Origin of the sequence: Streptomyces sp. NPDC002055 (assembly GCF_040296705.1) — a bacterium.
Taxonomy (GTDB): Bacteria; Actinomycetota; Actinomycetes; order Streptomycetales; family Streptomycetaceae; genus Streptomyces.
This window is the reverse complement of sequence record NZ_JBEOXS010000044.1, coordinates 1-16,929: the sequence shown is the minus strand read 5'-3', so window position 1 is coordinate 16,929 and position 16,929 is coordinate 1. Positions and strand designations below refer to the sequence as shown.

Below are 16,929 nucleotides of genomic sequence, written 5' to 3'. Positions count from 1 at the left end.
CGTCCCGGTCCCACGCACTGACATCGTCCGGCCCGGACCGGGTGCGCCGTGGCTGAGCCGAGCGCGTCCGGCCGCGGCGCACAGCTGGAGCGCACCGGGCTGCGCTCCGGCTGGACCACCGGCGCCTGCGCGACGGCGGCGGCCACCGCCGCGTACACCGCGCTGCTCGGCGGCGAGTTCCCCGACCCGGTGACGATCACCCTGCCCAAGGGCCAGCGTCCGGCGTTCGCCCTGGCCACCGAGGAGTTGACCGGCGGCGCGGCCATGGCCGGGGTGGTGAAGGACGCCGGTGACGATCCGGATGTGACGCACGGCGCGCTGGTCCGGGCCACGGTACGGATCCGGCCGGCAGGCAGCGGGGTGACGTTCCGGGCGGGCCCCGGGGTGGGCACGGTCACCCGGCCCGGTCTGCCGCTGCCGGTGGGCGAGCCCGCGGTCAATCCGGTGCCCCGGCAGCTGATGCGCGAGCACCTGACCGAGGTCGCCGCCCGGCACGGCCGGCCCGGGGCGGACGCCGAGATCGAGATAGCCGTCGACCACGGCGAGGAGATCGCCCGCAGCACCTGGAACCCGCGGCTGGGCATCCTGGGCGGGCTGTCCATCCTGGGGACGACCGGTGTCGTCGTGCCGTACTCCTGCTCCGCCTGGATCGACAGCATCCGGCGCGGCATCGACGTGGCGCGCGCCGCGGGGCGCACCCATGTGGCGGGCTGCACCGGTTCGACGTCGGAGAAGGTCGCCGTCGCCGTGCACGGGCTGCCCGAGGACGCGCTGCTCGACATGGGCGACTTCGCCGGGGCGGTGCTGAAGTACCTGCGCCGCCACCCCGTGCCGCGGCTGACCGTCGCCGGGGGCTTCGCCAAGCTGTCCAAACTCGCTGCGGGCCACCTCGACCTCCATTCCGCTCGTTCCCAGGTGGACAAGGGTTTCCTCGCCGGGCTGGCCCGCCGGGGCGGGGCCGGCGAGGAGCTGGCGGCGGCCGTGGCCGGGGCCAACACCGGGCTGGAGGCGCTCCAGCTGTGCGCCGCCCGGGACGTACCGCTGGGCGACCTGGTCGCCGCCGCCGCCCGGGACACCGCCCTCGGTGTGCTGCGCGGGGAGCCGATCGCGGTCGACGTCATCTGCATCGACCGGGCGGGGACGATCGTCGGGCGCGCCGCGCCGCGGGGGCCGGCCGGGCGCTGACCGGCGGGATCGGCGGCCCGCTCGCCTGTCGCCCCGGCTTCCCGCGCGTCGTCCGTCGCCGTGGGGCGCCGGGCGGCTGCTCCCGGGACCGGCCCTGCGACCAGGGCCGACGCCGTCCCGGACCAGCACCCGCCCGCCTGCCTCGCCAAGGGCGCGCGGCGGACGGACCGAGGCTCTCGCCTCCGGACGCCGTTACGGCGCCGCAGTGGTGCCGGTGGTTCCGGCGGTCCCGACGGCGCCGCTGTCCCCGGTGGCGTCGCACGGCGGGTGTGCCCGGTCGCGGTCGGCCGAGTAGAGGTGGCTGTCCCGGAACTGCTCGGCGCCCAGCGTCCGCCCCACCATGATCACGGCGGTGCGGACCACGCCGGCCTCCTTGACCTGCGCGGCGATGCCGTCGAGCCGCCCGCGCAGGACCAGTTCGTCCGGGCGGCTGGCCATCGCCACCACGGCGGCCGGGCAGTCGGCGCCGTAGTGCGGGAGCAGTTCCGCCACGACCCGGTCCACATAGCGGGCCGCGAGGTGCAGGACGAGCAGGGCCCGACTGCGGCCCAGGGTCGCCAGGTCCTCGCCCTCCGGCATCGGGGTCGCCTGCTGGGCGATCCGGGTGAGCACCACCGTCTGACCGACCGTCGGCACGGTGAGTTCCCGCTTCAGGGCGGCGGCCGCGGCGGCGAACGCGGGCACCCCGGGCACCATTTCGTACGGCACCCCGGCCGCGTCCAGCCTGCGCATCTGCTCGGCGACGGCGCTGAACACCGACGGGTCGCCGGAGTGCAGCCGCGCCACGTCGTGCCCCTCCTCATGGGCGCGCACCAGCTCCGCGGTGATCCGGTCCAGGTCGAGCCGCGCGGTGTCGATGAGGCGCGCGCCGGGCGGGCACTCCGCGAGGAGTTCCCGGGGCACCAGGCTGCCCGCGTAGAGACAGACCTGACAGGACGCCAGGGTGCGCTGGCCGCGCAGCGTGATCAGGTCGGCGGCGCCGGGCCCGGCACCGATGAAGTACACCGTCATCGTCGTTCTCCTCGGTCGGACGGGCCGGACGGGCCGGACGGGCCGGCTGGGCAGGCGGTTTCGGCTGCTCCGGCTGCTCCGGCTGCTCCGGCTGCTCCGGCTGCTCCGGACGGGGCCGGCGCGTGGGGTGGTTCGCCCGGGACGGCCGGATCGCGGGGGCCGGACGGTTCGAGCGGGCCCGAGGGCTCGGGCCGGGCGGGCACCCGGTCCGAGCCGGCGCCTGCCGGGTCAGCGCCTGCCGGGTCAGCGCCTGCCGGGTCGTCGCCGGGCGGGTCGTCGCCGGGCGGGTCGTCGCCGGGCGCGGGCTTGACGGCTGCCCATTGGGTGACCGGCATCGCCTGCCGCCACCCGGTGAAGCCGCCCACCGGTACCGCGTGGGCCACCGCGAGGCGGACCAGTTCGCCGCCGTGCCGCCGGTACCACTGGGTGAGCAGCGCCTCGGACTCCAGGGTCACGGTGTTGACGACCAGCCGCCCGCCCGGCGGCAGCGCGGCCCAGGCCTCCTCCAGCAGGCCCGGGGCGGTGAGGCCGCCGCCCACGAACACCGCGTCCGGCACGGGCAGTCCGGCCAGGGCGGCCGGAGCCGCGCCGGTGACGACACGCAGCGCGGGGACGCCCAGGGCCTCGGCGTTGCGCCCGATGCGATCGGCCCGGACGGGGTCGCGCTCGACGGTGACGGCCCGGCAGGTGCGGTGCGCCCGCATCCACTCGACGGCGATGCTGCCGGAGCCGCCGCCGATGTCCCACAGCAGTTCGCCGGGTTCGGGGGCGAGCGCGGCGAGCGTCGCGGCCCGCACATGGCGCTTGGTCAGCTGGCCGTCGTGCTCGTACGCCGCGTCCGGCAGCCCGGGCACGGTGCCCAGCCGCGTGGCGCCGTCGGCGCGCCGGCACTCCACGGCGATGACATTGAGCGGATCGCCGGGCGGGTGCGGCCAGGTGTCGGCCCGCCCCTCGGTACGGTGCTCCCGCTCCCCGCCGAGCTGTTCCAGCACCTGCATCCGGCTGGGACCGAAGCCCCGCGCGGTCAGCAGCGCGGCCACCTCGGCGGGGGTGTCCGCACCGGCGCTGAGCACCAGCAGCCGGCGGCGGGGGTGGAGCGCGGCGGTCAGGGCGGCGGCGGGGCGGCCCACCAGGCTGATGACCTCGGTCGCCTCCAGCGGCCAGCCGAGCCGGGCGCACGCGTAGGAGACGGACGAGGGGTGCGGCAGGACCCGCAGCCGGTCCGGCCCCAGCTCCTCCGCCAGCGCCCGGCCGATGCCGAAGAACATCGGATCGCCGCTGGCCAGGACCGCGATGCCGCGTTCCTCGTGGGCGGCGATCAGCCCGGGGACGGCGGGGCGCAGGGGTGAGGGCCAGGCCACCCGCTCACCGGTGCACTCCGCGGGCAGCAGGTCCAGCTGACGCGGGCCGCCGATCAGTACCCCGGCCTCGGCCAGCGCACGCCGGGAGGCCGCGGGGAGGCCGTTCCAGCCGTCCGCTCCGATGCCCACGACGGTCACGGGGCGGGTCGGTTCGGACGGGGCGGACAGATCGGAGCTCACGCCGGGGACACCTCGGAGAATCGGGCAGGGCTGGGCCCTGTGGGGGCGTGCCGACTCTACTGACCGGGGAACGTCCGGACACCGCCGGGGCCCGCATCAGCCTGCTCGCACACCGGGTGCGCCACCACCCGTGACCTGCGCGGAACGGGCCCGGCGAGGCGCCGGCCACGACGGTGGCACCGCCGGTGGCGGGCCCGGCCGGGCATCATCGGACGACCGGTGGCTGCTCCGCGGGGCGCGGGGCGGTGGCGTCACTCGGCACGCTGGGTGACGGGGGCGCTCGTCCGGTCCCCGAGGAACTCGTACCAGCGGTGCTGCAGACAGGGGTACAGCGTGTCCGCCTCGACCAGGTCGAGGAAGGAGTCCACGGTGTCGGACAACCGCGCCTGGAGGTCCCTGTCCTTCAGCCCGCCGTCCTCGTCGAAGCCCTGGTGGGCCTGGGCGAGGCTGAACATGTCCGGGTAGACCCGGGTCCCGAGGTGCTCCAGCGGGACGCGCAGGGACCACAGTCCGCGGTTTCCGCCCACCGTGGACGGTGACGCCGAGACGAGCAGCGCCTGCTTGTCCTTGAACGGCTGCGGCCGGAACCGTGACACCCAGTCGACGGCGTTCTTCAGCGCGCCCGGCATGGACGCGTTGTACTCGGGCGAGGCGATGACCAGCGCCTGGGCGGCCTCGATCCGGTCGCGGAGCTCGGCGGCGCCCTCGGGCGGGCCGTCGGCCGCCTCGTGATCCCCGTCGTAGGTGGGCATGGGGAAGTCCCGCAGCCGGGCGAGGTCGGCCGTGACTCCGGCCCGGGTCACGAGTGCGGCGACCAGGGCCGCCAGCCGGGCGTTCACCGATCCCGCCCGGGACGACCCCGAGAGAACGAACAGCCGCAGTGCGGAACGCCGGTCGGGGTGGGTCATGGGCGGGCACCTCTCGTCGCGCGCGGGACATTCCGTCCCGGTCATGCATGTCTCGTCGCCGCCCCGGTCTCCCGCCGGGAGTCCGGGACACACCCGTCGGGGTGCGTCCGCCGGTGGAATGCCCCCGGATGCGCAACGGAGTGGCTGCGCGTGCGGGCCCGGATTCGGTGCCGTTGCTCTCCCCGCTGTGCCGCGTCCCCCGCTCAGGCCCCCGGCCGCCCCGGCCCGGAGTACCGCCGGGGAGTGCCACGACCACCGTCCAACAGAGCACCACCGGCCGGCGCCGCCGCGCGCAGGCGTCACCCCGCCCCGGGAGGCAGCGGTTCACCCCCGCCGCGGGGGCCCTGACGATCATCCACGCGGGCGCCGCCGCTGTGCTCTTCCTCGGGTGGAGCAACACGCCCGCGGTCGGCGGCCTCGACGCGTGGCCGACGAACGCGGGCCGGGTCACCGGCCTGCGCGCGGGCTACGCCTGCGCCGCCGGCGGCCGGAACGGTTCGCGGCGGCCGTTGTCGGCGCGGGGCCGGCGCGGGCCGGCGCGGGGACGGTACGGGTCGGCGCGGGGCCGGCGCGGGGCCGGTGCGGGCCGGCGCGGGGACGGTACGGGTCGGCGCGGGGTCGGTGCGGGTGCCGGGCGCGGTCACGCCCTGGCGGCGTAGGCCCGCAGCCGTTCCGCCCGGCCGGTCAGGCAGCAGCTCGCGCAGCGGACCGCCTCGGCGCTGGTGTAGTAGAGACAGCAGGTGCGCCGGAGATAGACCAGCCGCGGGGTGCCGTCCGGGCGCCGTACCCGGGCCACCTCCCCGAGCTGCCCGATGCCGCCGGGCGCTCTCGCGCTGAACTCGTCCCAGCGCAGGGCCAGTTCGTCCGGGTCGGCCTGTGAGGCGCAGAGCGCGGTGGCGCAGCCGTGGGCGACCCCGCCGCGCAACTGGCGCAGCCCGGCCCGGGTGCGCCGGTGCAGGGCGTCCGCGAGCGGCAGCAAGTGTTCGTCCAGGACGGCCCGGTGAAGCAGCGGCAGGGTGGCGGCCCGGAAGCACGGGAGGCAGGTGGAGGAGCCCGGACCCGGTCGGGCGGACGCCTGCTCTCCGGCCGATGTCCCGACGTGTCCGCAGAGCGCGGCCGGTGCGGCCGCACCCGGCCGGACCGCCGCCGGCAGCCCTGCCGTCGCGGCCCCGGTCAGCATCCGGTTCCGGCGCAGCCACACGCCGCCGATGCCGTGCCCCGACGGCCGCACCAGGACGTTCTCCGCCCGCAGGTCCGGAACCCGTCCGTCCAGGGCCCATTGGAGTACGGCCGCCGCGGTGACCCGGCCCGCGTAGACGGCGATCAGGGTCAGCGCCGCGGCGTGGGCGGTGCGGTGGCCGCTCCCCTCGTACTCGCTGGTCAGCAGCCGGTCCAGCTCCTGGCTCCCGGGGTCCAGCAGCCGGTCCGCGGGCAGCAGGTCGGGGCCGGTGGCCCACGAGCCGCCTGTGCCGGACACCTGGCCCAGGGCGTAGCGCGGCCCGTGCGCGGCCGCTTCCGGAGCCGGCGGACCGGTCATGTCGGCGGCGGTACCGGAGGGGGCGTCGGCCCCGGTCATGCCGGTACCGGACGGGGCGTCGGACCCGGTCCCGCCGGCGTCGGCAGGGGCATCGGGCAGGGCCGCGTCGGGCACGGCCGCGTCGGTTTGGGCCGCTTGGGTCTCGGCCGCTTCGGTCCCGGCCGCTTCGGTCCCGGCGGCGTCGGCCGGGTCCCCCATCGCGGCGTCACCGGCGGCTGCACCGGCCGCGGCACCACCGGCACCACCGACGGCTCCGCCGGGCGCGGCGCTCACGCCTGCCCGCCCGTGGCCGCCCCCGACGCGGGCATACGCCGCCTGCCGGCCACCGGCGCGGCCCTCCCGCCCCGGTTCGTCTCCCGGTCACCGGCCCGGTGTTCGGGAGAGTGGTCTGCCCGGTGCTCGGCCCGGTGTTCGGCCTCCGGTGGCAGGTAGAGCACCGTCGGCGCGCCGGTCACCGGGTGGACGCCCACCTCCGCGCGCACCCCGTAGACCTCGGCCAGCATGTCCTCCGTCAGCACGGCCGCGGGCGGACCGCAGGCCACCGCCCGGCCCTCGGCCAGCACGTGGATCCGGTCGCAGTAGTAGGCGGCGAGGTTGAGGTCGTGCAGGGCCAGCAGGTTCGTGGTGCCGAGGGCGCGGACCAGGGAGAGGACCTCCAGCTGGTGCCGGATGTCGAGGTGGTTGGTGGGCTCGTCCAGGACGAGCAGCGCCGGGTCCTGGGCCAGGGCCCGTGCGACGAGGGCACGTTGGCGCTCGCCGCCGGAGAGTTCCTCGACGTGCCGGTCCGCCAGGCCGTCCGCGCCGACCCGGGCGAGGGCGTCCCGCACCCGGGCGGTGTCGTCGGCGGTGTCGGTCTCCCAGAAGCGTTTGTGCGGGGACCTTCCCATGGCGACCATGTCGCGGACCGTCAGCCCGAAGACGGCACCGGCGTCCTGTGGGACGGTGGCGATGCGCTGGGCCCGGCGCTTGGTGCCGAGTTCCGCCATGTCCCGGCCGTCGAGGAGGATGCGGCCCGCCGTGGGCCGCAGCGTGCCGTAGACACACCGCAGCAGGGTCGTCTTGCCGCTGCCGTTGGGGCCCACGAGGCCGACGGTCTCCCCCGGCCGGGCCTCGATGTCGACGGAGTCCAGGATCGGACGCCCGTCGGGGGCGCCGTCGACGCGGAAGGAGACGGCCTCGGCCCGCAGTTCCGCGGGCGCCGGAGTCCGGGCGCTCATCCGGTGATCCCTTCGGTACGGGAGCTGCGGCGCAGCAGCCACAGGAAGCAGGGGCCGCCGGCCAGGGCGGTGAGCACGCCCACGGGGACCTCGGCCGGGGCGGCGACGGTCCGGGCCAGCAGATCGGCGAAGATCAGGAAGGCGGCGCCACCGAGGGCCGACACCGGGAGCAGGGCGCGGTGTCCGGCCCCGACGGCCATCCGGGCGGCGTGCGGCACCACCAGGCCGACGAAGCCGATGGCTCCGCTGACGGCCACGAGCACCCCGGTGACCAGCGAGGCGAGGACGAACACGGCCGCCCGGAACCGTCCGGTGTCCAGACCGAGGACGGTGGCCCCCTCCTCGCCGACGAGCAGCAGGTCGAGCGGCCGGGCGAGGGCCATCAGCACGGCGGTGCCGACGGCGAGGGCGACCGCGGGCAGGAGCAGTGCGTCCCAGCGGGCGCCGCCGAGACCGCCGAGGGTCCAGAACAGCACGGCCCGCAGGTGTTCGGCCTCGGCGGCGGTGACGAGCACCAGGCTGGTGAGGGCGGAGAGGATGTACTGCACGGCCACCCCGGCCAGGACCAGCCGGCCGGTGGTCATCGTCCCGCCGCGGCGGGCCATGGCGTAGACGGCGACGAGAGCGCCGAGCGATCCCACGAAGGCACCGGCCGGCAGGGCGAAGGAGGTTGCTCCCGCGCCGAGACCGAGCACCACCACGAGGACCGCGCCGGTCGAGGCGCCCGAGGAGATGCCGAGGAGGAAGGGGTCGGCCACCGGGTTGCGGACCAGGGCCTGGAGGACGGTCCCGACGACGGCGAGTCCGGCGCCGACGACAGCGCCGAGCAGGACCCGCGGCAGCCGGACGTCACGCACTATCGTGGTGAACGGACCGGCCCCGGTGTCCCCGGCGAGGATGCGCAGCACGTCGCCGGCGGGGATCCGGACGGGTCCCAGGGCGAGCCCGGCGACCGCCGCCACGGCGAACACGGCCGCGAGCCCGGCGAGGACGAGGGAGCAGCGGAGCCGGCCCGCCGGGGTGCGCGGTATTCGGCGGAGCACCGGACTAGCCGCCGTGTCCGGGGTGGAGCTGCCGGGCCAGTGAGTCGACCGCCTCGGGCACCCGCACGCCGAGCACGGCGGAGGACAGTGGCAGCACCGCGAAGCGCTTGTTCCTGATCGCCGGGACGTCGGCCAGCGCCGGGTCCCGGAGCAGCCGCTTCTTCTTGGCCGCCACCGGGGTGCCGCCGTAGTCGTAGATCACGATCACTTCGGGACGCCGCTGGACGACCTTCTCCCAGGAGACGTCGCCGAAGGTGCGGTCGAGGTCGGCGAAGACGTTCCGGCCGCCGGCGAGGCGGACGATCTCGTTGCCGATGCCCTTGCCGCCCGCGGTGAACGCCGCGCTGTCGCCGCTGTCGTAGACCAGGACGGACGGCCGGTCAGCGCCCTTCAACCGCTTGGCCGTGGCCGCGAGTTGCCGGTCCTGGCGGGCCAGGAGGGCGTCGGCCCGCTCGGGGACGCCGAAGGTGCGCGCGGTCTCGCGGATCTCCTGCCGCAGCCGGTCCACCCGCACCGGACCGCGGCCGCAGCTCTCGATGTTGAGCCGGGTGTGCACCCCGCTCTTCTCCAGCGAAGCGCGGTCCCGGCCCTCGCTCTTGTCGAAGGCGCTGGTGTAGCCGCCGTAGACGAAGTCGGGCCCGGCGGCGATCAGCTTCTCGTACGAGGGGTACTTGTCGGACAGGACGTCGACGCCCCGGTAGGCGTCCCGGAAGCGGGGCAGCACCCGGTCGTCGAGGTAGGCGGTGCCGGCCAGCCGCTTCTCCAGGCCCAGGGCGAGCATGACCTCGGTGGCGTGCTGGTTCAGGGTGACGGCCCGCTTCGGCGGAGCGGTGAACGTGGTCTTCACACCGCAGTTGGTGACGGTGTACGGGAAGCCCTTCGCGGCGGCGGGACGGCCGTCGGCGGGCGGGTCGTCCGTGGGCGCGAGGCCGCAGCCGGTGAGCGGGAGCAGCAGCAGGGCCGCCGTGATGGTCCGGACGCGCAGTGACCCCGGGAACCGGGACATGGGCATGCCTCCTCCGGGGGATCCGCGTCCCCTGGTCGGTGCTGAAGGCGGCAGTCCGGTGTCTGACTCCCGGGGAGCGGCCCGTCCCGGCGCGGTGCGCCGTGCGGCACACCACCGTTCGAAGCGGCTTCCCGGTCACAGTGGCGGGACCGTGCCGGAGTCGCACCGGCTTCCCTGGTTCCGCCGCCTCGTGAACACCCGCATTCTGTCAGAGCGCGATCAGCCCGCCCAGGGCGCGGGCCCGTGACCTGCGCCGCTCGTCGCCCTGCGGGAACCGCGCCCGTGGGGGACGGCGCCCGCCCGGGACGCGGCAGGCCGGAGCGGCCGCTGTTCTCCGCCGCCCGGTGCCGACAGGGTGTTCCGGTACCGAGCGGGGTTGTGCGGGCCGGGCCGGCACCGCCTACGCTGAACGGTCTGCGACCACCGGGAATGCGGGGCCCACGGATGAACCACGGCCGGACCTCACCTCGTACGGCGCCCTTGGCGGACGGCTTCGTCAACGGCGGTGTCTCCTTCTGGTACCGGGACGGCGGCCCGCCCGGGCGCCGGCCCGCGCTGCCCGGGGACCGCGACTACGACGTGGCGATCGTCGGCGGCGGCTACACCGGTCTGTGGACGGCGTACTACCTCGCCCGGGACCGGCCCGGTCTGCGGATCGCCGTGCTGGAGCGGGAGTTCGCGGGATTCGGCGCCTCCGGACGGAACGGCGGCTGGCTCTACCACGGCTTCGCCGGGGCCCGGGAGCGTTACGCCGCGCAGCACGGCCGGCCCGCGGTGCGGGAGATGCAGCGCACCCTGTTCCGGTCCGTCGACGAGGTGATCTCGGTGGCGCACGCCGAGGGCATCGACGCGGGCATCCACAAGGGCGGCATGCTGCGCGTCGCGGTCGGCCCCGCGCAGCAGGCGCGACTGCTGGCCGCTGTCGAGGACCAGCGCGCCTGGGGCTTCACGGAGGCGGACCTGCGGCTGCTCGACGCGACGGAACGGGCGGAGCGGGTGCCGGTGGCGGGGGCGTCCGCGGCCGCCTGGACACCGCACGCCGCCGCCGTCCAGCCCGCGGCGCTGGCGTCGGGGCTGGCCCGGGCGGTGGCCGCCCGCGGAGTCGACATCCTGGAGGGCACCACGGTCACCGAGATCCTCCCCCGCAACGCCGGAGGGCGGGCCACCGCCCGCACCGACCGGGGCAGGGTGACCGCCGACTATGTCATCCGGGCGACGGAGGGGTTCAGCGCGAGCATCACCGGGCTGCGCCGTCAGTGGCTGCCGATGAACAGCTCGATGATCGTCACCGAGCCGCTGTCCGACGCGGTGTGGGAGCGGATCGGCTGGCGGAACCGGGAGGTGCTCGGCGACACGGCCCACGCCTACATCTACGCCCAGCGCACGGCGGACGGCCGGATCGCCCTCGGCGGCCGGGGAGTTCCGTACCGCTTCGGTTCGCGCACGGACACCGGGGGCGTCACCCGGCCGCAGACCGTGGACGCCCTGTGGCGCGCGCTCGTCAGGCTCTTCCCGCCCGCCGCGGACTCCGCCGTGGAGCACGCGTGGTGCGGTGTCCTCGGCGTGCCGCGCGACTGGTGCTCCACGGTCCGGCTGGACCACACCACCGGTCTGGGGTGGGCTGGCGGCTATGTGGGCAGTGGGGTGACGACGTCCAACCTGGCGGGCCGTACGCTGCGGGACCTCCTGCTGCGGCAGGACACCGACCTGACCGCGCTGCCCTGGGTCGGGCGGCAGGTGCGGCCCTGGGAGCCGGAGCCGCTGCGGTGGGCGGGGGTTCATCTGATCCACGCCCTGTTCCGGGCCGCGGACCGGCGGGAGAGCGCCGGCCTGCCGCACACCTCGGCGTTCGCCCGGCTGGCGGGGGTCATTTCGGGGCGGTGAGCGGCGCCGGGCGGGGGCCGCTCGTCCCCGCCGTCGGCCCATCGCCCCGGCCTCTTCTCCTGAACTTCTCCTGAACTTCTCCTGAACGGCGGCCGCCTGGAGGGCCGTTCAGGAGAAGGGGTTCCCCGTGACGCCGCCCCCGACAGCGCCCCGGCCCTCCACAGGGCATCTCCCCCTCCGCCGGCACCCGTTCACCCGACGGAGACCAGCACCGGACCCCCGTGGGCCACGGCCCGTTCGCGCCATGCCGCGGAGAGCCGCACCGGCCGCCCGGGCACGGCGGGACCCCAGACGCGCTGCCGGTGCAGGATCCGGCCGTCCTGCCGGACGATCAGCCGCGGCCGGACGAGCGGTTCCGCCGGTTCCAGGCTGAACCTCCCGGGCGCGGCAAGGGAGTTCGCCGGGCCGATCCGGTCGGGGGCAACCCAGGCCAGCGGTGCTTCGGCCAGCACGGGCACCCGGGTGGGCGGCCATCCCCCGTCGGCCAGGTGGCGGAGCACGGGCTCCGCGACGAGCGCGCCGTCCCGGGCGGCGGTACCGGCGGACTCGCCGGGGCGCAGCAGGGTGCCCACCGCGAAGACCCCGGGTTCGGAGGTGCGGAACGCGGTGTCGGCGGACGGCCCGCGGGAGCCGGGGGCGAGGGGGATGCCGCCGGTCCGGGCCAGTTCGTGGTCGGGGATCCAGTCGCCGGTGAACACCACCGTGTCGCAGCGGAGCGTCATGGTCCGGCCGTCGCGGTGCCGGAGCCCGATGCTCTCCACCCGGTCCCGGCCGTGGAGTCCGGTCACGGTGGTGTCCGCGAGCAGCGGGATCTCCCGGGCCGACCGGGTGGGGAGGGTCTGTGCCCAGGAGGTCCGGTGGCGGGGCAAGTCGGTGACTGTGGCGACGACTTCGGTCCCTGCCCGGCGCAGGGCGAGCGCCGTGGTGCGGCCGGACGGCCCGGCGCCGACGACGACGGCGCGGCGGCCGACCGTGTCGCGCTGTGCACCGTGCAGGGGCCACGGTCCACCGTGCAGGGACGGCAGTTCACCGTGCAGGGACCGCAGGGCCTGGCCGGTGGTGAGGACGCCCGCGGGGCGGGTGCCGGGCACCAGGCGTGCGCTGCGGGGCCGTTCCCGGGCGCCGGTGGCGAGGACGACGGCCCGTGCCGTGAGGCGTTCCGGTCCGGCCGGGCCGGTGACGGCCGCGGTGAGCGGGCCCGCCCAGCCGGTGACGCCGACCCCGGTGCGCAGGACGGCGCCGGCGCGGACGGCCGCGTCGGCCAGGTGCCGGGCGTAGTCCGGGCCGGTCAGCAGCCGGTGCAGGTCGCTCACGCCGAATCCGCGGTGACGGCAGTGGCGGGTGAGCCCGCCGGGGTGCGGCTCCCGGTCGACGACCTCCACGCGCCCGGCCCCCGCGGCGGCGAGCCGGGCGGCCGCGGTCAGCCCGGCCGGTCCGGCGCCGATGACGAGGACGTCCACGCTGCGCCGGAGCGGACCTGCGGCGGTGGGTGATGCTCCGGCAAGGGTGGGAGGCGGGTCGGCCGTCATGACGGGGTCCTCGTTCGCGGGGAGTCCGGTGAGTGCGGGGAGTGGGGAGAGTGCGGGGAGTCCGGGGAGTCCGGGGAGGCGGGGACGACGGGCCCGCGGCCCGGACCGCCGCCGCGGGCGAACAGCGCGTGCACGGCGGCGCCGCAGTGGTAGCCCTGACACCTGCCGCTCATGGCCCGGGTGCGGCGCCGGAGCCCGGCGACCGAGCCGGGCGGGACCGTCCCTGCGAGGGCGTCGCGGATCTCGCCCCGGGACACCCGCTCGCAGTGGCAGACCAGGGTGCCGTACTCCGGGTCGGCGGCGATCAGTTCGGCGCGCTGGTACGGGCGGGGGAAGGCCTCGCCGATGTTCGGCATCCGCAGCGGCGCCGGCTCGTGGGCGGTCCCCAGCTCCAGGCCCGTCGCGGCGAGCAGTTCCACCACGTGCGCGGCGATCGCCATCGAGGCGGTGAGGCCGGTGGAGCGGATGCCCCCGACGGTGACCCGGCGCTCCCCGGGGTGCGCCCGGATCCGGTAGTCCTCCTGCCCGGTGGCGGCGCGCAGTCCGGCGTAGACCGCGGTGACCTCCTCGTCGAGCAGGGCGGGCAGGATCCGTGCGCCGTGCTCCCGCAGGAACGCCAGCCCGTCTGCGGACGTTCCGGTGGCCGCCTTGTCGTCGAGGTCCTCCGCGGTCGGTCCCAGCAGGACGTTGCCGTACACGGTCGGCGTGACCAGCACGCCCTTGCCGCGTTCGGTGGGCACGGGCAGCAGGATGTGGTCGACGAGGGCGCGGGCGAAGGTGTCGAACACCATGAGCTGGCCACGCCGCGGCGTCACGGTGAAGTCGTCGTGGCCGCACATCCGGTCGACGTCATCGGCGTGCAGACCGGCGGCGTTGACCAGATGGCGGGTGCGCAGCACCCCGCGCGCGGTGCCGAGCTCCTGGTGGCCCGCGGGGCCGGCGGTGACGGACTCCACCCGGCAGTCGAGGTGCAGATCTGCTCCGCTGCGGACGGCCTGGGTGGCGTAGGCGAGCGTCGTCGTCCAGGGGCAGATGATGCTCTCGCCGGGCACGTCCAGGGCGCCGAGGGCTCCCGGCCCGAGGTGCGGCTCACGGCGGCGCAGCTCCTCCGCGCCGATGAGCCGGGTGTCGTGGCAGCCGTTGCGCCCGGCCTTGGCGGCGAGTGCGGGCAGCGCGGCGAGTTGCTCGTCGTCCCAGGCGACGAGCAGGGCACCGAGCCGTTCCACCGGGATGCCGACCTCCGCGGCGTATCCGGTCAGCCGCCGGTGGCCGTCGCGGACCAGCCGGGCCTCCAGGGTGCCGGGGGTGGCGTCGAACCCGGTGTGCAGGATGGCGGTGTTGGCCTTCGAGGTGCCGTTGCCGATGTCGTCCGAGGCCTCGACGACGGCGATGCGCAGCCGGTAGCGGGCCAGTTCGCGGGCGATGGCCGCGCCGACCACTCCGGCGCCGATGATGACCACGTCGTGGACCTCGTCCGGCAGCGGGCCGGTGGTCGTCACGCTCATGCGCGTCCTTTGCTCAGCGAGGCTGCGTCTCGGTGGTGCGTTTCGGCGGCTGCGTTGGGTGGCTGCGTTTCTGGCTGCGCTTTGGCGGCTGCTGCCATGAGCCGCGTAACGCGGGGAGCCGGTCGCTCCGGCGGTTCGGCCGGGGGCGGTCCGCGGCGGGCCCGGCGGGCTTCGGGTGCGTCCGCGGGCCTGCGTCGACGGGCTTCCCTCCCGGTGGCGGGCGCGGCTGGTCAGTGCGGTGCCGCGGGCGGTGGCGCGGGCGGTGGCGCGGGACCGTCCAGCAGTGCCGCCACCGCCGCCCGGAAGGCGCTCCGGCGTTCGGCGGCGCGGCCGGCGTCGATCCGTGGTTCGTAGACGGTGGCCGGTGCCCGCGGCGGGAGGGCCCGGTGGAGCGGGAGGCCGGGGTCCAGTCCCATGCGGGCGACCGCCCCCACCCCCAGCGCCGTCACATCCGGCACGGCGGACACCTCGACGGGGAGTTGCAGCAGGTCGGCCTGGGTCTGCATGAGCAGTGCGGAGCGGGTGAGACCGCCGTCGACCCGCAGGGCGGCCAGGGGTGTTCCCCGGTCGGCGGTGACGGCGTCGGCGAGCTCGGCGACCTGGGCGGCGATCCCCTCGCAGAGTGCGCGCACCAGATGTCCGGCGGTGGTGTCCAGGCCGAGGCCGGTCACCGAGCCCCGCACATCGCTGCGCCACCAGGGCGCCGCGAGTCCGGCGAGGGCCGGGACGAAGGTGACGCCGCCGGTGTCCGGTACGGCGGAGCCGACCGCGTCGAGGTCCCCGGCTCCGGAGACGACGCCGAGGTCGGTGAGCCAGCGGACCGCGGAGGCCGCGGTGTAGACCTGCCCGTCCAGGCAGTACTCGGTGCGTCCGCCGAGCCGCCAGGCGACACAGCTGACCAGGCCGCCGGTGCCCCGGCTGGGGCGGGGGCCGGTCGGCGCGAGCAGGAACGCCCCGGTGCCGTAGGTGCACTTGGCCGTGGACGGGCCGGTCACGTGCTGGGCGAGCAGCGCCGCCTGCTGGTCGACGAGCAGACCGGTGAGCGGGATCTCGGCGCCGAACGCGGTGGTGGTGCCGACGGGGCCGGCCGCGTCGACGATCCGCGGCAGCCGCTCCCCGGCGAGCCCGAAGATCTCCAGGGCCTCCGGTGACCACTCGACGCGGTCGAGGTCGAGGAGCTGGGTGCGGCCCGCGGTGGCGGCGTCCGTCACGAACGCGCCGGTCAGCTGGTGGATCAGCCACACGTCGCTGGTGGTGACGGTGCCGGCGCGGGTCAGACTGCGGCGGATCCAGGCCATCTTCGGCCCGGCGAAGTACGGGTCCAGGGGCAGTCCGGTGCGGGCACGCAGCGACTCGGCGTGCTCCGCGAGGCCGTGGCAGACGCTCTCCGCGCGGCGGTCCTGCCAGACGACGGCGTCGGTGAGCGGGGTGCCGGTGGCGGGGTCCCAGGCCAGCACCGTCTCCCCTTGGTTGGCCAGGCCGACCGCGTCGACCGGCTCGCCGGCGTCCGCCAAAGCCCGGCGCCCGGCGTCGACGACGGAGGAGAGGAGCTCGGCCGGGTCGGCCTCGACCACGCCGCCGGGCCGGTAGCGGGGCCGCACCGGCGCCGCGCCGCTGCCGATCACCCCGCGCTCCGGGCAGAGGACGAGCGCCTTCGTGCCCGAGGTGCCCTGGTCGACGGCGAGGACGCGCCCGGTCATCGGGGCTCCCCGGCTCCGGGGTGCGCGGCCCGCGGTAACGCGCCGGGCTCGGCGGAGGTCCCCGGTGGGGCCGTGGCGGTAGCTGTGCGGGGACGGAGCTCGGCAGCCGGCATCGTTCGCTTCTTCTTCTCTCGGATTCGTCTCTCGGAATTGCTCTGGTGGCATTCCTCTGGTGGCATTCCTCTGGCGGCATCCCTCTGGCGGTCTCCCGGATGCGTCCGGCGGCAGACGGGTGCGTTTCCGAGGCGCCCGTGAATGGCGCCCGTGAGAGGCACTCGTGAGACGCGCCCGTGACCGGATCACCGCAAGCGTGGATCAGCCCCGGGAACGGCGTCAAGGACACCCGCGCCCCCGGTTGATGGCCCGCACGTCCCCTCGATTCCCGCCGGTCGGGCTGGCGTTGACGGGTGCGCGGAATGGTTCCACAGCAAAGTTATCGATGAAGATCACTAAGGCTCCCCCGCACTGGTGATCGGACCTACACTGACCGCCGTGCAACAGCAGGACGTCAGCGGGGCGGTTCGGCCTCCCGGGTCCACGGCGGCAGTGCCGGGGGCGCCGGGCACCGGATCCGTCCCACCCCCACCCCGTCCCTGAGGACCCATGACGATCGCACCGCCGACCGACCGCAGCAGTGGATTACCGGACCGCTCCGGCCCGTTCGGGTCTCCGGCCGGGGGCGGATGCCGCCCCCGGGCCGCCTGCCCCGCGCCGCGGAGAGCGGCCCCGGGCTCCGGCCCGCCGGGGACCGCGGCCGACAGACCTCCGCCGCGCCCACGGAACCCCGGGGCGACCACAGGGCCGGGCGCCCGAACGTCAGGCGGTCAGGTGATCTGGCGGTCAGGTGATCAGGCGGTCAGCGC

General features: G+C 76.2%; 12 protein-coding genes and 1 riboswitch. Of the genes, 2 read left to right on the top strand and 10 right to left on the bottom strand.

The window, feature by feature from the left end:
* Positions 1-48: 48 nt before the first annotated feature.
* Positions 49-1,185 (top strand): cobalt-precorrin-5B (C(1))-methyltransferase, encoded by a 1,137-nt coding sequence (locus ABT112_RS24645; protein WP_351513013.1) that lies wholly within the window; start codon positions 49-51, stop codon positions 1,183-1,185.
* A gap of 192 nt (positions 1,186-1,377) precedes the next feature.
* Here ABT112_RS24645 and cobM read toward each other — a convergent pair whose 3' ends face one another.
* The 7 genes from cobM to ABT112_RS24610 all read right to left on the bottom strand — a co-directional run bounded on the left by cobM (position 1,378) and on the right by ABT112_RS24610 (position 9,448).
* Positions 1,378-2,196, bottom strand: a complete 819-nt coding sequence (gene cobM / locus ABT112_RS24640) for a precorrin-4 C(11)-methyltransferase (RefSeq protein ID WP_351513011.1) — start codon at positions 2,194-2,196, stop codon at positions 1,378-1,380.
* Entirely contained in the window at positions 2,193-3,725 is a 1,533-nt protein-coding gene (gene cbiE, locus ABT112_RS24635; RefSeq protein WP_502975432.1) for a precorrin-6y C5,15-methyltransferase (decarboxylating) subunit CbiE, read from the bottom strand. Before cbiE ends, cobM begins: the two co-directional genes overlap by 4 nt.
* A gap of 263 nt (positions 3,726-3,988) precedes the next feature.
* Entirely contained in the window at positions 3,989-4,645 is a 657-nt protein-coding gene (locus tag ABT112_RS24630; protein WP_351513007.1) for an NADPH-dependent FMN reductase, read from the bottom strand.
* A gap of 640 nt (positions 4,646-5,285) precedes the next feature.
* Positions 5,286-6,455 (bottom strand): (2Fe-2S)-binding protein, encoded by a 1,170-nt coding sequence (locus ABT112_RS24625; RefSeq protein ID WP_351513006.1) that lies wholly within the window; start codon positions 6,453-6,455, stop codon positions 5,286-5,288.
* Complete coding sequence (locus ABT112_RS24620) at positions 6,452-7,399, bottom strand: ABC transporter ATP-binding protein (protein ID WP_351513004.1); 948 nt, start codon at positions 7,397-7,399, stop codon at positions 6,452-6,454. The genes ABT112_RS24625 and ABT112_RS24620 overlap by 4 nt, the downstream gene beginning before the upstream one ends.
* Complete coding sequence (locus tag ABT112_RS24615; protein ID WP_351513076.1) at positions 7,396-8,370, bottom strand: FecCD family ABC transporter permease; 975 nt, start codon at positions 8,368-8,370, stop codon at positions 7,396-7,398. Before ABT112_RS24615 ends, ABT112_RS24620 begins: the two co-directional genes overlap by 4 nt.
* 76 nt (positions 8,371-8,446) lie before the next feature.
* Entirely contained in the window at positions 8,447-9,448 is a 1,002-nt protein-coding gene (locus tag ABT112_RS24610; protein WP_351513002.1) for an ABC transporter substrate-binding protein, read from the bottom strand.
* 36 nt (positions 9,449-9,484) lie between these two features.
* A riboswitch (cobalamin riboswitch) is annotated at positions 9,485-9,662 on the bottom strand.
* A gap of 230 nt (positions 9,663-9,892) precedes the next feature.
* On the opposite strand from ABT112_RS24610, the gene ABT112_RS24605 reads away from it, so the two are divergent.
* Entirely contained in the window at positions 9,893-11,332 is a 1,440-nt protein-coding gene (locus ABT112_RS24605; RefSeq protein ID WP_351513000.1) for an NAD(P)/FAD-dependent oxidoreductase, read from the top strand.
* 191 nt (positions 11,333-11,523) lie between these two features.
* Here the strand turns inward: ABT112_RS24605 and ABT112_RS24600 are convergent, their stop codons facing one another.
* From ABT112_RS24600 to ABT112_RS24590, 3 genes are all read right to left on the bottom strand, one after another.
* Positions 11,524-12,861 (bottom strand): NAD(P)/FAD-dependent oxidoreductase, encoded by a 1,338-nt coding sequence (locus tag ABT112_RS24600; protein ID WP_351512998.1) that lies wholly within the window; start codon positions 12,859-12,861, stop codon positions 11,524-11,526.
* Entirely contained in the window at positions 12,858-14,366 is a 1,509-nt protein-coding gene (locus tag ABT112_RS24595) for an NAD(P)/FAD-dependent oxidoreductase (RefSeq protein WP_351512996.1), read from the bottom strand. Before ABT112_RS24595 ends, ABT112_RS24600 begins: the two co-directional genes overlap by 4 nt.
* A 230-nt stretch (positions 14,367-14,596) precedes the next feature.
* Positions 14,597-16,066 carry an FGGY family carbohydrate kinase gene (locus ABT112_RS24590; protein WP_351512995.1) on the bottom strand — a complete coding sequence of 490 codons (1,470 nt, stop codon included), beginning with the start codon at positions 16,064-16,066 and terminating at the stop codon, positions 14,597-14,599.
* Positions 16,067-16,929 lie beyond the last annotated feature (863 nt).

What these genes read in the sequence shown, in the direction of transcription:
- ABT112_RS24595 (WP_351512996.1), bottom strand. Translation starts at nt 14,366, where the DNA reads ATGAGCGTGACGACCACCGGCCCGCTGCCGGACGAGGTCCACGACGTG.
- ABT112_RS24630 (WP_351513007.1), bottom strand. Translation starts at nt 4,645, where the DNA reads ATGACCCACCCCGACCGGCGTTCCGCACTGCGGCTGTTCGTTCTCTCG.
- ABT112_RS24620 (WP_351513004.1), bottom strand. Translation starts at nt 7,399, where the DNA reads ATGAGCGCCCGGACTCCGGCGCCCGCGGAACTGCGGGCCGAGGCCGTC.
- ABT112_RS24600 (WP_351512998.1), bottom strand. Translation starts at nt 12,861, where the DNA reads ATGACGGCCGACCCGCCTCCCACCCTTGCCGGAGCATCACCCACCGCC.
- ABT112_RS24590 (WP_351512995.1), bottom strand. Translation starts at nt 16,066, where the DNA reads ATGACCGGGCGCGTCCTCGCCGTCGACCAGGGCACCTCGGGCACGAAG.
- ABT112_RS24605 (WP_351513000.1), top strand. Translation starts at nt 9,893, where the DNA reads ATGAACCACGGCCGGACCTCACCTCGTACGGCGCCCTTGGCGGACGGC.
- ABT112_RS24610 (WP_351513002.1), bottom strand. Translation starts at nt 9,448, where the DNA reads ATGTCCCGGTTCCCGGGGTCACTGCGCGTCCGGACCATCACGGCGGCC.
- cobM (WP_351513011.1), bottom strand. Translation starts at nt 2,196, where the DNA reads ATGACGGTGTACTTCATCGGTGCCGGGCCCGGCGCCGCCGACCTGATC.